The 14226-nt window shown below is 76.8% G+C and carries 12 protein-coding genes; 5 read left to right on the forward strand and 7 right to left on the reverse strand.

Going from position 1 to position 14226, the window contains the following annotated elements; translation table 11 throughout:
- Positions 1 to 10 precede the first annotated feature (10 nt).
- From ACF1ED_RS05510 to ACF1ED_RS05535, 6 genes are all read right to left on the reverse strand, one after another.
- On the reverse strand, positions 11 to 751 hold the full coding sequence (locus ACF1ED_RS05510) for a spherulation-specific family 4 protein (protein WP_391757079.1): 741 nt from the start codon (positions 749 to 751) through the stop codon (positions 11 to 13).
- Positions 739 to 1710, reverse strand: a complete 972-nt coding sequence (locus ACF1ED_RS05515) for an NAD(P)-dependent oxidoreductase (RefSeq protein ID WP_043228915.1) — start codon at positions 1708 to 1710, stop codon at positions 739 to 741. Before ACF1ED_RS05515 ends, ACF1ED_RS05510 begins: the two co-directional genes overlap by 13 nt.
- Positions 1711 to 1833: 123 nt before the next feature.
- On the reverse strand, positions 1834 to 3444 hold the full coding sequence (locus ACF1ED_RS05520; protein ID WP_391757080.1) for a hypothetical protein: 1611 nt from the start codon (positions 3442 to 3444) through the stop codon (positions 1834 to 1836).
- A gap of 13 nt (positions 3445 to 3457) precedes the next feature.
- Positions 3458 to 5119: a glycosyltransferase gene (locus ACF1ED_RS05525; RefSeq protein WP_391757081.1), complete on the reverse strand. Its 1662-nt coding sequence runs from the start codon at positions 5117 to 5119 to the stop codon at positions 3458 to 3460.
- 685 nt (positions 5120 to 5804) lie between these two features.
- Entirely contained in the window at positions 5805 to 7217 is a 1413-nt protein-coding gene (locus ACF1ED_RS05530; protein ID WP_391757082.1) for a DUF3152 domain-containing protein, read from the reverse strand.
- A 7-nt stretch (positions 7218 to 7224) separates the two neighbouring features.
- Complete coding sequence (locus ACF1ED_RS05535) at positions 7225 to 8205, reverse strand: alpha/beta fold hydrolase (RefSeq protein ID WP_391757083.1); 981 nt, start codon at positions 8203 to 8205, stop codon at positions 7225 to 7227.
- A gap of 185 nt (positions 8206 to 8390) precedes the next feature.
- Between ACF1ED_RS05535 and ACF1ED_RS05540 the strand changes: the two genes are divergently transcribed.
- The 4 genes from ACF1ED_RS05540 (at position 8391) to ACF1ED_RS05555 (ending at position 10543) form a co-directional block, all read left to right on the forward strand.
- Entirely contained in the window at positions 8391 to 8606 is a 216-nt protein-coding gene (locus tag ACF1ED_RS05540) for a hypothetical protein (RefSeq protein ID WP_391757084.1), read from the forward strand.
- Between the two features lie 147 nt (positions 8607 to 8753).
- Complete coding sequence (locus ACF1ED_RS05545; RefSeq protein ID WP_391757085.1) at positions 8754 to 9413, forward strand: TetR/AcrR family transcriptional regulator; 660 nt, start codon at positions 8754 to 8756, stop codon at positions 9411 to 9413.
- A 137-nt stretch (positions 9414 to 9550) separates the two neighbouring features.
- Positions 9551 to 9778 carry a DUF3107 domain-containing protein gene (locus ACF1ED_RS05550; RefSeq protein WP_043228927.1) on the forward strand — a complete coding sequence of 76 codons (228 nt, stop codon included), beginning with the start codon at positions 9551 to 9553 and terminating at the stop codon, positions 9776 to 9778.
- A 489-nt stretch (positions 9779 to 10267) separates the two neighbouring features.
- Positions 10268 to 10543, forward strand: coding sequence for a hypothetical protein (locus ACF1ED_RS05555; protein ID WP_391757086.1), 276 nt, complete (start codon positions 10268 to 10270; stop codon positions 10541 to 10543).
- Between the two features lie 81 nt (positions 10544 to 10624).
- Here ACF1ED_RS05555 and ACF1ED_RS05560 read toward each other — a convergent pair whose 3' ends face one another.
- Complete coding sequence (locus ACF1ED_RS05560; protein ID WP_391757087.1) at positions 10625 to 11377, reverse strand: ferritin-like fold-containing protein; 753 nt, start codon at positions 11375 to 11377, stop codon at positions 10625 to 10627.
- A gap of 483 nt (positions 11378 to 11860) precedes the next feature.
- On the opposite strand from ACF1ED_RS05560, the gene ACF1ED_RS05565 reads away from it, so the two are divergent.
- The coding region (locus ACF1ED_RS05565; RefSeq protein WP_391757517.1) for a DEAD/DEAH box helicase at positions 11861 to 14226 on the forward strand (2366 nt) is incomplete at its 3' end.

Here is a 14226-nt window from a genome sequence, read left to right on the forward strand (position 1 = left end):
ACGCCTTATTTCATTCCGAGACTCCCTGTCCGATACGCGAGACGATTTCGTCCCAGTAGCCGGGCAGCGAGTGAAATGGTGCGTTCTGTCCCGTTCCCCCTCCCGGCCGGTCGGTGAAGAAGATCGTGCCGGCGCCCTGCCAGCGGGCGATCCGCAGCGCCTCGTCGAGGTGGGTGCGCGGTACCCCGTGGACGAAGTGGGCGAACTTCCCCTCCGGGTGGTCCGCCGTCCAGTCCGCCGCCTGTGACCAGCGGTAGTCCGCCCAGGCCCCGGAGAAGGTCACCAGCTGGTCCGCCGCCTCCGCGTAGCCGGGATGCGGGTGGCCGCCCTGGCCGAGGACGAGGTGGGCCTCGCCGCCGAGGAGGGCCGACAGCGTGGCGGTGACCCTCCTCACTCCGGCCAGGTCCGTCCGGTCCGTGGGACAGCGGTCCAGATAGAAGCCGCCGACCCGGTACCAGTCGAGGAACCGCTGGGCCCCCGAGACGAGTTCCCCGAAGGGCCGCGAGCCGTGCGCCAGGTCCAGGTGCCCGAGCACCCGCACGCCCGCCTGCCGGAGCCGTCCCGCGGTCTCCAGGCAGTGCGGGTCGGGGCGGCTGCCGGGACCGTCGGAGACGTTGAGCACCGCCCAGTGGACGGGGGTGCCGGGGCGCGTCAGCTCGGCCCACTCGACCGGGGCGAGCAGCGGGTGGGCGTAGCCGGGGGCGCCGACGCCGAGCGCCCGGACGGTGCCGGTGGCGGTCAGATGCGACACGCCGCCTCCATCCAGATGTCGGCGAGCGACTCCTCCAGGTTGATGCGGGGGCGCCAGCCGAGCCGGTCGCGGGCGGTGCGCACGTCGGCCTGCTGCCAGGGCCCGCAGCCGTCGGGGTACGGGAAGGGGGCGGCGGCCAGCTGTTCGGCGATGGTCGCCTCGCCGCGCGGGGCGCCGATGACGGGCCGCTGCGGGATGCCGTGCGGGGCGTCGACCTCGTGGAGGTTGCCCGCGTAGCCGGCGACCCGGGCGAGGACGGCGGCGGCGTCCCGGAGCCGGACGGCCCGTCCCGTACCGATGTTCACGACGCCCTGGGCGGCGGAGAGGGAGGCGGCGTGCACGGCGCGGGCCACGTCCCGGACGTCCACGAAGTCCCGCTGCACGCCGAGGCCGCTGAGCTTGAGCTCGCCGTCGCCGGCCTGCATGGCCCGGCGCATCGCCTCGGCGAGCCGGCCGAGCGGCGAGCCGGCGGGGGTGCCGGGGCCGACCGGCGAGAAGACCCGCAGGACGACCGCGTCGAGGCCGGAGCCGAGGACGAGTTCGGTGGCGGCGAGCTTGGAGACGCCGTACGGGCCTCCCGGGCGCGGCACGGCGTCCTCGGCGGTGGAGGAGCCGGGCTGGCTGGGCCCGTACTCGGAGGCGCAGCCGACCTGGACGAGCCGGGCGCCGCAGCCGCTGCGGCGCAGGGCCTCGCAGACGGTGGCGACGGCGACGGTGTTGTGCCGGGTCAGGTCGCGGGCGCCGCCGCGGGTGGCTCCCGCGCAGTTGACCACCACGCCGGGGTGGACGGCGTCCAGGAAGCGGGTGAGCGCGCCGGGGCTGCCGGTGGCGAGGTCGAAGCGGACGTCGGCGTCGTCGCCGCGGCCGAGGGCCGTGAGGTGGACCGCCGGGTCGGCGAGCAGCCGGTCGGCGACGAAGCGGCCGATGAAGCCGTTGGCTCCGAGCAGTAGCACCCTCATCGTGCGGCCCCTTCGTGCCGACCGGCCGGTGCTGGGGAGGGAGGGGTCATGGTCTTCGTTCTCCTTGAGGGTGGTGAGTCGGGGCCGGGCGCCCGCGGCGTCGGCTCCGCGGGAGCGCCGGGGTCAGGGGGTGGTGTGGGCCGAGGCCCGGGTGAGGGCGGTGGTCGCGTGGGCCAGCAGGCCGATCGCGGCGGCGCCGCAGACGAGCGCGGGGAGGGCGCCGGGGCCCCAGGCGTCGGCGACGGTCCGCACGGGGACGGCGAGCGCGTCGAAGCCGGGGAGCGGGAGCCGGGAGGCCAGCACGCTCGCGAGGCCGAGGGCTTCGGCGGCGCAGGCGGCGGCGAGCGCGGCGGCCGCGGTCCCGGGGTGTCCGTGGACGGCGAGCAGCCGGGCGGTCAGGAGGAGGACGCCGAGGGCGAGCGCGCCGGCGGTGAGGCCGGTGAGCGCGAGCAGGGCGGTGAGGGCGGCGGCGTGGAGGAGGACGGCGGCCAGGAGCCACGCGCGCGTGGCGGAGGCGAAGTCGGCGAGGCCCCGGCTGTCGGCGATGCGGCGGCGGGCGCGGCCTGCGAAGAGGTGGGCGCACCAGGCGGCGGGGGCGACGGCGAGCGCGAGCCCGAGCAGCGGCGGGGCGTCGACGTCCCAGGCGCCGTCGGGTCCGCCGCGGAGCACCTGCTCCAGGAGGCCGTCGCCCGCGACGGCGTACGCGAGGAGCCAGAGGGTCCAGAGGCGGGCGGCGGGCGCGGCGGCGTCGGCGCGCAGGGGTCCGCGCCGAACGGCGAGGACGAGCGCGCCGGCGAGGGCGAGCGCCCCGGCGGTCCCGGCGACGAGCCGGGCGGCCCCGTCGAGGTGCAGCAGCGCGGGCACCAGCAGACCGGCGGCGGCGCCGGGGGCGAGCGCGGCGAGCGCCCACGGGGCGCGGGGGGCGGGCTCCTCCTCGGCGGGCGCGGGCTCCAGGTGGCCCCGGGGCACGCGGGCGTACAGCTCCTCGGCGAGCGAGAAGACGTCCCGGTGGCGGTAGCGCGCGGCGGTCCGGTCGGTGAAGCCCTGCGCTTCGAGCCCGGCGGCGATCTCCAGCGGGTCGACGGCGCGGGCGCACAGCTCCCCGTGCCGGCGCATCAGCACCTTGACGGGGTCCCCGGCGCTCCGCCGCGCCTTGCCGGCGGGTACGGGCTCCGCGGCCCCGGCGGCCCCGGCGACGGGCGGCTCGCCCCAGGCCGCCCCGGGGCCGGGGGCCACGGGGGCGAGGGGCGCGGCGGAGAAGGGGTCGGGCTCCGGCTCCGGGTCGGGGTCGGGATCGGCCTCCGGGTCGGGCTCGGGCTCCGGCCCGGCCTCCGGCTCGTCGGTGGGCAGGGACGCGCCGTCCTGAGGCTCGGGCTCGAACTCGGCATCGACGTCAAGCTCGGCATCGGCATCGGCATCGGCATCGGCCTCGGCGACGGGCTCCGGCTCCGCCGCGTCGGCCGTCGGGGGCGCCGGGTGCCGGGGCGGGCCGAAGGCGGAGAGGAGGTCGTCCAGGGCGGAGTCCTGGAGGGCGGGGCCGGAAGCGGGGGCGGGGGCGGGCCCGGGGGCCGGGGGCCGGGGGTCGGCGTGGAGGTCCAGGGTGGGGAGCGGGCCGGCGGGCCCCGGGGCTATGGCGGGGGGCGTGGGTTCCGCGTCCACCGCGGGGGCGCCGAGGAGGGCCTCGGAGCGGGCGTCCCAGGCTCCGGGGCTCGTCGGGGCGGCGGGGCCGCGCATGGGGGTGCCTCCTTCAGGCATCGGGGGCTCCAGTGCCCGCGGCGACGGCCTTCGGCGCCCAGCTGCCGGGGAGGTGCGCCTCGGCGGGGTGGGCGAAGGGCACGTCGGACCCGGCGCGGTGGCGTACCGGCGCGTGGGAGAGGAGTTCGAGGTAGACGCCGCGGAAGGCGGCGAGGTTCTGGTCGACGGTGAAGAGTTCGAGCGCGCGGGCCCGGGCGGCCGCGCCGAGCCGGTGCCGGCGCTCGGGGTCGCGCAGCAGCGCGAGGCAGGCGTCGGCGAGCGCGCGGGGGTTGCGCGGGGGGACGACGAGCCCGGTGCCGCCGATGATCTCGACGACCGCGCCGACGTCGGTGGAGACGGTGGCGCGGGCGCAGAACATGGCCTCGACGAGGCTCGCGGGGAAGCCCTCGACGGTGCTGGAGAGGACGACGACGGCGGCGGAGGCGTAGACGTCCTCCAGGGTGGGGGCCTCGGGGCCGCCGAGCTCCTCGAAGGAGACCGGGTTCTCGCCGACGGCGTGGGCGCCGGCGGCCTCGTCGGGGAAGAGCTGGGCGGCGAGCGCGGCGCACTGGGCCAGGTAGGCGCAGTGGTCGGCGCCCCGGTCGGGTCCGCCCGGGTCGGCGGGGACGGAGACGATCCGCAGCCGGGTGTCGGGCTGCCGGGCGCGGAGGTCGGCGAAGGCGTGGAGGAGGGCGACGAGGTCCTTGGCGGGTTCGACGCGGCCGATCCAGACGAGGGTGCCGGGCTCACCGCCCCGCTCGTCCTCGCCGACCTCGGCGAAGCGCTCGGCGGGCATGCCGGGGTGGACCGTGCGGACCCGGTCCCGGGGGGCGCCGAGCCTCTCCTGCCAGCGGCGGGCGTGGGCGTTGCCGGGTGTGAGGAGGGCGGCCTGGCGGTACGTCTCGCCGGCGAGGCGGCCGTGGAGGGCGGCGAGCAGGGCGCGCAGGGGGGTGGAGCGGCCGGCGGCGCCCGCGTCCAGGTAGTGGGCGCGCAGTCCGACGCCGTACTCGGTGACGAGGAGGGGGGTGCCGAAGAAGCGTTTGGCCAGGAGTCCGGGGAGGGCGACGGGCCCGCCCGCGGTGGCGTGGCAGAGGTCGGCGGCGGCGAGGGCCGTCTCGCCGTACCAGTCGAGGGAGAGGGGGCGCAGGGCCCGCTCCAGGTGGCCGGCGAAGGCGAGGTGGTCGCGGAGTCCCGCCGCGGCGGCGGCGCGGCGGGCACCGGGGGCGCGGCAGGCGGCCTCCAGGAGGCGGACGGCGTCGTCGGAGCGGAGCGCGCCGGGCAGTCCCCCGCTGTCGCGGGCGAGGTCGGCGAGGGCGCCGAGGCCGGTGGCGAAGGCGTGCGCGGGGTCCTCGTCCCCGGCCGGACGGCCGGTGGGGGCGGGCTCGGCGGTGAGGCCGGTGGCGAGGGCGTGGAAGCCCTCGGCGAAGCGGCGGCGGTCGCGGCGGCCGTAGGCGCGGCGGGCGGCGTGCCCGGGCGGTCCGGCGGGGAGGGCGCCTTCGCCGGTGGTGGGGACGGGCCGGACGCGGGGCGGGAGCGGGACGGCGGGGAGGGGGCCGCCGACGGCGTACAGGTCGAAGTCGTGGGGGGCGAGGCCGTGGACGAGCCGCTGCCACCACGCGCCGGTGTCACCGGTGGCGCACGGGGAGCCACCCTCCGTGAGGAGTCCGATCCGCACGAGCACACACCCCCGGTCTTCCGTGACGGCGCCCACCGGTCCCGTCGGTGGCGCGCGCTGCCGTCCCTCGGCGGGAATCCCACAGCGGGAAGAACGTAAGCGCAGCGACCGGTGGCGCGGCGGACGGTTGTCCGTCGCACCACCGGAAGGGGTGAATGCACGTAACTTTCCCCGCCCCGTCGCGTTCCGTCGCGGTACGCGCCGGCGGGGTCACGGAAGGTCAGATTCCGGTGGGTTCGGGGGCGGGCGCGGCAGGGCCCGCGGCCGCCGCCGAACCGGTGGCGGCCGCGACCGGGTGACGGGAAAGGGCGGACGGAGGACGCACGGAAAAGGGGCCTGCGGGGTGAACCGTGGTAAGGGAAAAGGGAATTGCGCGAAGGCGGGGGAACACCGGAAAAGGGGGCGCGGCCGCGGGAGGTCGCGCGGGCGCCGCCGGAAAAGGGAAAAGCCGTCGGCGCGCACCCGGTTCGAGGGATGCCGGGCGGAAAGCGCCGGGAGGCGTCGGCGACGGAGAATGCCGGCGCCCGGGTGTCCGGTCGCGCCGGGGAGCGCCGGACCGAGGGCGGCGCGCGCGGAGGCGGCGTGACGGCACCGCGCGCCGAGGAACGTCCGCGAGCGCCCGGACGGCGTCGGCGCGCCCGCCGCGTCCCCCGGACGCACGGCCGGGGAACGCGGAGGGCCGGGGTCAACTTCCCGGGTACACCCAGGGGTTGGGTCGGCAGCTGATGCCGTCGACGTCCAGGGACTTCGTCTGCTGCTGCATCACGGGAGCGAGCGCGCCCGGCGTCCGGCACGACACGTGGTTGTGGCCGAGCCGGTGGCCGACCTCGTGGTTGATGAGCATCTGCCGGTAGGCGTACATCGCCTTCGGGCCGAAGGTCTCCGCGCCCTGCGCCCAGCGGAAGGCGTTGATCATCACGCGCTCGGTGGAGGCGGAGTCGCAGGAGACGTTGTCGATGGTGGTGTCGAGCCCCGACTTGGCACACCACGTGCCGGTGGTGCCGGGGCTCGCGAGGGTGATGACGAAGTCGGGCTGCCCGCTGGAGATCCGCTCGAAGGTCATCGCCCCCCGACCGGCCCAGCTGCGCTTGTCGTTGAGGGTCTGCTGGATCGCCCGCGCGAAGAGCTTGGCGTCGAGCCCGAGCCCCTTCTCGACGTCCACCCGGTAGCGGTACTTCTGCCCCGAGCCGGGCGCCTTGTCGAGTCCGGGCACGGCCTCGAACTCGCCGGAGCCGGTCAGCTTCGGGTCGATCGGGAACTGATGGGTCATCAACTGCTCGTACGTGGGCGCCGGTCGGCTCGTCGCGGGCGCCGGGCTCGACGGGGTGGGCCGCTCGTCGGAGCGGGAGGCGGAGGTGTCGCCCGAGGCCCGGTCGGCCGGCTCCTGCGCGGCGCGCACGGCCGGGGCCCCGTCGTCCCGGTCGGCGACCTGACCGGCGACGACGATCGCGAGGCAGGTGGTGACCGCGGCGGCGGCGATGCCGGTGAGCGCCTTGCCCTTGCCGCCCCGGCCCGCGGCGTCGTCCGCGTCGACCTCGGGGGCGGGAGCCCCGACGGGCCCGGCGGGCGGGGCCGCGGCGGTCCGGCGGGGCCCGGGGATCAGGGGCGGACCACCGGTGGCCGGGCCGTACCGCTCGGGCCCCGGCCGCGGGGCCTCCTCGTGCGCCGGATGCCCGCCCCGCACCGGGGTGCCGTGCGCGGGCGTGTGCGGAGCGGCGTGCGCGGACGCGTCGTGGCCGCCCCCGCCGTACGCGGGCGTGCCGTGCCGGGGCGTCCCGTGCGCCGGGGTCCCGTGCGCCGGGGTCCCGTAGGGGGGCGCGCCGGGGGCGGACGCCCCGTACGAGGGCGCGCCCTGTGCCGGGGTCCCGTACGCGGGTGCCCCCTGTGCCGGGGGCCGGTGTCCGTGGAAGGCGCCGTGCCCGCGGGTGGTGCCCCGGGCCGCCGCGCCGCGCTCCTCCGGGGCGCCCTCGGCGCTCCGGCGGCGCCGTCCCGTGCCCGCCCCGCCCTCCACGACCGGCGTGCGCCCGGTGTCCGCCACCGGCGTGCGCCCGGTGTCGCCCGCCGAGGGCGCGGGCCCCTTGCGACTATGTCGTCCCACCCCGGGTTCAGCTCCCGTCGTGCCGCGCGTCGTGGTCCGCGATCAGTTCCCGCGCGGCCGCGGCGACCGTCTCGGGGTACTCCATCATCGCCACGTGACCGGCGTCGGGCAGGGTCAGCAGCCGCGAGCCCCGGAAGGCGGCGGCGGCCCTGCGGGCCATCCGGTACGAGACGAGCCGGTCACGGCCGCCGTAGATCAGCAGGGTGGGCGCGAGCACCCGCTCCGCCTGACGCCACAGGCCGTGCTGGCCGCCGAGCGTATAGGCGTCGACGATACCGCGCGAGGAACGCGCCATGGCGTCCCAGAAGTACGGGAGTTCCAGCCGCCGTTCCATCTCCTCGACGGCGTGCCGGAGGCCCTCGTCGGTGACCTGCGCGGGGTCGCCGTAACAGAGGGAGAGGACGCCGCGGACGCGCTGCTCGGCGGTCCAGTCACGGGAGAGGCGGGCGAAGAGCCCGGCCACGCCGGGCACGGCGAGCAGCGCGGTCGGCCAGGCGGTGCGCTGGGCGCGCAGCTCGGGCAGGGCCGGCGCGACGAGGGTCAGGGTGCGGACCAGGTCGGGCCGGACGGCGGCGACCCGGGTGGCGACGGCGCCACCCATCGAGTTGCCGAAGAGGTGGACCGGGCCGCGCCCGGAGGCGTCGAGCAGCCGGATGACGGCCCGGGCGTGCCCGGTGACCGAGTAGTTGCCGTCGTCGGGCGGCGGGGAGTCGCCGAAGCCGGGCAGGTCGACGGCCTCGCCGTCGACCAGGTCGGCGAGGAGCGGCATCAGGGCGGACCAGTTCTGCGAGGAGCCGCCGAGGCCGTGCACGTACAGCGCGGGCGGCAGGCCGGCGCGGCCGCCGGGCCGGGAGCGCACGGTGAGGCTGAGTCCGGGGAGCGCGACGGAGCGGAGCTCCTCGCCGTCGGCGACCCGGACGGCTCGCGGGAGCGGCGTCGCCTGAGCGGCGTCGGCGGTCCGGGTTTCCGGCAGCTCGGTCGAGGACATGGCCGCAATATTACGAGACGATCACGCGGGCCCGGGTGTGGGTGCGGTCACAGGCCGTGCGGCGCCGGGGGCGCGCCACCACCGGAGGCGGCTCGGGTGCGGGGGGAGGCCGGTGCTCCTACGCTCGAAGGGAGGTCACCGGCGCGGGCGGCCGCCCGCGTACGGGGAGGACGGGAAGGAACCGCATGACTGTCGATCCGTCCGAGCCGGACACGTTCCCCGAGGAAGAGGACACCGTGCTCGACGAGGAAGTCCCGGAGGCCGACGCGGCCGAGCAGCACACGGAACTGCGTCCCAAGGAGGACGAACCGCTCAGCGACGTCGACCACGACGCGGCGGACGAGGGCGACGTCTCGGAGCAGGCGCGCGTCGTCACTCTCGACGAAGACGACTATCGCTGATTTGTTCGGTTTAATCTTGAATAGCCTGTCGACCGCGGCGTCCGGTCCGTGAAATTCTGCGTCCGCACCGCGCACAGCCGGGTTACCCAAAAGTACGATGGCCGCGCGGCGCGACAGCGCACATGGATCGAATTCTTGGGAGGCCGCGTGAGCGCCATCGAGCAGACAGAGGCAGCACGCCCTCGCGGTACGCGGCTGCCGCGCCGTGCCCGGCGGAACCAGCTGCTCGGCGCGGCCCAGGAGGTCTTCGTCGCCCAGGGCTACCACTCCGCGGCCATGGACGACATCGCCGAGCGGGCCGGGGTCAGCAAGCCGGTGCTCTACCAGCACTTCCCCGGCAAGCTGGAGCTGTACCTGGCCCTGCTCGACCAGCACTGCGAGTCCCTGCTCTTGTCGGTCCGCACGGCCCTCGCCTCCACCTCGGACAACAAGCTCCGGGTCGCGGCGACCATGGACGCGTACTTCGCCTACGTCGAGGACGAGGGCGGCGCCTTCCGCCTCGTCTTCGAGTCCGACCTCACCAACGAGCCGGCCGTGCGCGAGCGGGTCGACCGGGTGAGCCTCCAGTGCGCCGAGGCGATCTCCGAGGTCATCGCGGAGGACACCGGCCTGTCCCAGGACGAGTCGATGCTGCTCGCGGTGGGCCTCGGCGGCGTCTCCCAGGTGGTCGCCCGCTACTGGCTCTCCAGCGAGTCGCCGATCCCCCGCGACACGGCCGTCTCCCTGCTCACCTCGCTCGCCTGGCGCGGCATCGCGGGCTTCCCGCTGCACGGCGTGGACGGCCAGCTGAGCGCCGAGGGGCACTGACCGCCCGCCCGGTTCCCGGCGCCTGTTCGCTCCTGGCGTGCGGCGGCTGAGCCGTGCGCGTCCCCTCACCGGGCTAATGTGTGCAGCGTACGGCGCGGGTTCATCGCGCATGGCTGACCGTTCGGAGGGACATAGCCGTGGAGGTCAAGATCGGCGTGCAGTACGCACCCCGGGAGATCGTTCTGGAGAGCGGGCAGTCCGCCGAGGACGTGGAGCGCGCCGTCGCGGACGCGCTGTCCGGCAAGGCACCGCTGCTCAGCCTTGAGGACGACAAGGGCCGCCGGGTCCTCGTCCCGTCGGACAAGATCGCGTACGTGGAGCTCGGCGAGACCGCCGTGCGCCGGGTGGGCTTCGGCACGCTCTGAGCTCCGGCTCTCGTGGAGGAGGCCCGGAGGGACACCCGTCCCTCCGGGCCTCCTCGCGTACGCCCGCCCTTCCGCACCCTCCGCCCCCGGGCACGCCGTCCCCGCCTACGCGGCCTCCCGGGTGCGCCGTCCCGCCTACGCCGCCTTCCGGGTACGGCGTCCCCGCGCGGCCCTTCCCGTACGGCGTCCCCGCGCGCCCTTCGCGTACGGCGTCCCCGCACGGCCCTTCCCCGTACGCCGTCCCCGCACGGCCCTTCCCGTACGGCGTCCCCTGGTACGCCGTCCCCGTCCCCGCGTACGCCCGTCCGGGTGTCCCTCGGTGCCGGGGCCTCGGGGGCTCCGGCGGGTCGTCCGGCGCGGGCCGCGGCCGTGACGGGCGGGTGGGCGGGGCGTCCCGCCGGGGCGCGGGGAGGATTGCGTTCCGGTGGGCCGGGGTAGAGGGGGCTTGACCGCACCACCCGCCCCGCACCCCTCGCGAGGTGACCCACCGTGTTCCTGGAAGCCCTCGGTTCCGCCCTGCTCGGACTCGCCCTGGCCTGGGCCGCCGCGCACCGCCTGCCCGACCGCCTCCCCGCCCGGGGGACCGTGCTCCTGACCGGTGCGCTCGGCGCCGTCTTCGGCGCCCTGGTCACCCACGGGGCGCTCGGCCCCGGCCACTTCCTCGCCACCCTCGCCGGCGCCGTCGCGGTCGCGGCGGTGCTGCTCTCGCTGCTCGTCCGGCCGGCCGCCCGCCGGCTGCGCCGATCATCCCCCGCGGCGTACTGACCGCCGCTCCGCACGCACGAAGGCCGCGCGGCCCGGGACCGAAGTCCCGGGCCGCGCGGCCGAGTCGTACCGCGGGAGGGCTCAGGCCGCGAGGCCCAGGGCCGCCATCCGCTTGGTGTGCGCCTCGGTGATCCGGGAGAACATCCGGCCCACCTCCGCGAGGTCGAAGCCGTCCGCCACCCCGCCGACGAGCATCGTGGAGAGCGCGTCCCGCTCCGCCACCACCCGCTGGGCCTGCGACAGCGCCTCGCCCATCAGCCGGCGGGCCCACAGCGCGAGCCGGCCGCCGACGCGCGGGTCGGCGTCGATCGCCGCGCGCACCTTCTCCACGGCGAAGTTGCCGTGGCCCGTGTCGTCGAGCACCGCGAGCACCAGGGCGCGGGTGTCCGAGTCGAGCCGGGCCGCCACCTCGCGGTAGAAGTCGCTGGCGATCGAGTCGCCCACGTAGGCCTTGACCAGACCCTCCAGCCAGTCCGACGGGGCGGTCTGGCGGTGGAAGTCGTCGAGCGCCTTCGCGAAGGGCTCCATCGCCGCGGTCGGCTCGGCGTCCACGGCGGCCAGCCGGTCCCGCAGCCGCTCGAAGTGGTGGAACTCGGCGGAGGCCATCTTCGCCAGCTCCGCCTTGTCCTCCAGGGACGGCGCGAGCTTGGCGTCCTCGGCCAGCCGCTCGAAGGCCGCCAGCTCGCCGTAGGCGAGGGCGCCGAGGAGGTCGATCACGGCGGCGCGGTACTGCGGCTCCGCGGAGGCCGTGGCCCAGTCCTCGGCGGCGATCCCGGTGCGGGTGTCGTCGGTGTCGGTCCCACCGGCGGGCGTGGCGTTGTCAGGCGTCTCCATGCACGGCACAATAGCCCGCCCTCCGGGCCCCGAAGGGCCTGGTCAGTCAGTGTGACCGTGCCCTCATCGTCATTTCGCCCGACACACATGCGCGATTCCGGGGTACAGTGATATTGCGCCTGCCGAGTATGCGGACATGCTTTCGCACGTTCGGACGTATCCGGTGGGCCGACGCATGAATGAGGATGCCCGGTCGGTGGCCCGATCGGCTCCGGCCCGACAGCCCTTCCGGCGCCTGCCGAAGGGTCCCTCAAGCGGTACGACGCTCGAGCGACGGCAGTGGTCCCGTGCCACCCGGCGGTGATCTTCCCCAGGATCCCGCGGGAAGAGCCCGGCACGATGACAGACCCCCTTCGTTCGCCTCGCGCCGCGTCTCACAGAAGAGGCAGCACCCTGACTACGTTCCGAGAGCTCGGAATCCTTCCCGAGACCGCCGAGGCGCTCGAAGCCGTCGGCATCATCAACCCCTTCCCCATCCAGGAGATGACCCTCCCGGTCGCCCTCACCGGCACCGACGTCATCGGCCAGGCCAAGACCGGCACGGGCAAGACCCTCGGCTTCGGCCTGCCGATCCTGGAGCGCGTCACCGTCCCCGCCGACGTCGAGGCCGGCCGCGCGAAGCCCGAGCAGCTGACCGAGGCCCCCCAGGCCCTCGTCGTCGTGCCGACCCGCGAGCTGTGCCAGCAGGTCACCAACGACCTCCTGACCGCCGGCAAGGTGCGCAACGTCCGCGTCCTCGCCATCTACGGCGGCCGGGCCTACGAGCCCCAGGTCGAGGCGCTCCAGAAGGGCGTCGACGTCGTCGTCGGCACCCCCGGCCGCCTGCTCGACCTGGCCGGCCAGCGCAAGCTCGACCTGTCGAAGATCAAGACGCTCGTCCTCGACGAGGCCGACGAGATGCTCGACCTGGGCTTCCTGCCCGACGTCGAGAAGATCATCAACATGCTTCCGGCCACGCGCCAGACCATGCTGTTCTCGGCCACCATGCCGGGCGCGGTCATCGGCCTGGCCCGCCGCTACATGTCGCGGCCGACGCACATCCGCGCCACCTCGCCGGACAACGAGGGCGTGACGCACGCCAACATCAAGCAGCACGTCTACCGCGCGCACAACATGGACAAGCCGGAGATGGTCGCGCGCATCCTCCAGGCCCGCGGCCGCGGCCTCGCGATGATCTTCTGCCGTACGAAGCGGACGGCGGCCGACATCGCCGAGCAGCTCCAGCGGCGCGGCTTCGCCTCCGGCGCGGTCCACGGCGACCTCGGCCAGGGCGCCCGCGAGCAGGCGCTGCGCGCCTTCCGCAACGGCAAGGTGGACGTCCTCGTCTGCACCGACGTCGCCGCGCGCGGCATCGACGTCGAGGGCGTCACCCACGTCATCAACTACCAGACCCCCGAGGACGAGAAGACCTACCTGCACCGCACCGGCCGCACCGGCCGCGCGGGCAACACCGGCACGGCGATCACGCTCGTCGACTGGGACGACATCCCGCGCTGGCAGCTGATCAACAAGGCGCTGGAGCTGAACTTCGCCGACCCGGTGGAGACCTACTCCAGCTCCCCGCACTTCTACACCGAGCTGGACATCCCCGAGGGCACCAAGGGCATCCTGCCGCGCGCCGAGCGGACCCGCGCGGGTCTCGCCGCGGAGGAGCTGGAGGACCTGGGCGAGCCCGGCGGCCGTCGTGGCCGCGGCGGCCGCGCCGAGGCCCCGGCCGCCGAGGAGCGCCCGGCCCGGACGCCGCGCCAGCGCCGCCGCACCCGCGGCGGCTCGGACGGCGACGCCCCGCAGGTGACGGCCGGCGCCCCGGAGACCACCGAGGCCCCGGAGGCCGTCGACGGCCCGCGCCGTCCGCGCCGCCGCCGCACCCGTGGCACCGGCCCGTCGACCGGCGGCATCCCGGTCGCCGGCGCCATCCCGGTCGCCGACGCCACCCCGGTGACCCCGGCCGCCCCGGCCCCGCAGGCCGCCCCGGTGGCCGAGGCCGCCGCGCCCGCCGAGGCCGCCGCGCCCGCCGAGGTCGCCGCCCCCGTCGAGGCCCCGGCCGAGGAGACGGCTCCGCGCCGCCGCCGCGGCCGTGGCGGCCGTACGGAGACCGAGAAGGCCGTCGTCGAGACGGTCGGGGCCCCGGTGGCCGAGGCCGCCCCGGCGGCACGGGTCGCCAAGGCCACCGCGCCCGTCGCGTCCGTCGAGACCCCGGCCGAGGAGACGGCCCCGCGCCGCCGCCGCGGCCGTGGCGGCCGTACGGAGACGGTCGTCACCGAGACGCCCGCCGCCCCGGCCCCGGCCTTCGCGCCGCGCAAGCGGCGGGTCCGGCCCCGCGTCGAGGACACGGTGAGCTTCCAGACGGTGGAGACCGCCGCCGCCGAGCTGGCCGCCGCCCGCAAGAAGTCCGCTCCGGTCCCGGCCCAGGCCGCGGAGGCCCGCCCGGCCGAGGCCGCCCGGACCGCCCCGGCCCGGACCACCGCCCCGGCCCAGGCCGCTCCGGCTCCGGCCCAGGCCGCTCCGGCCGCCGTCCCGGCGCAGGCCGTGGCCGCGCCGCCGCGCGCCCGGCGCCGGGCCACCCGCCCGGCCACCACTCCGGGTGCCGTCGTCGAGGCCGCTCCGGCCGTGGTCGAGGCCCCCGAGGCCCCGGTCGTCGAGGAGCCGGCCGCCCGCCCGCGCCGCCGCGCGGTCCGCAAGGCGTCCAGCCCCGTCACGACCACCGCCCCCGCGGAGGCCGTCGTGGTCGTCCCGGCCCCGGTCGCGGAGGCCCAGGCCGCCGCGGCCCCGGCCGCCGAGGCCCCGGTCGTCGAGGAGGCCCCCAAGGCTCCGCGCAAGCGCGCCGCCGCCAAGAAGACGGCCCCCGC

The organism is Streptomyces sp. NPDC014656, assembly GCF_043084305.1.
GTDB lineage: Bacteria > Actinomycetota > Actinomycetes > Streptomycetales > Streptomycetaceae > Streptomyces.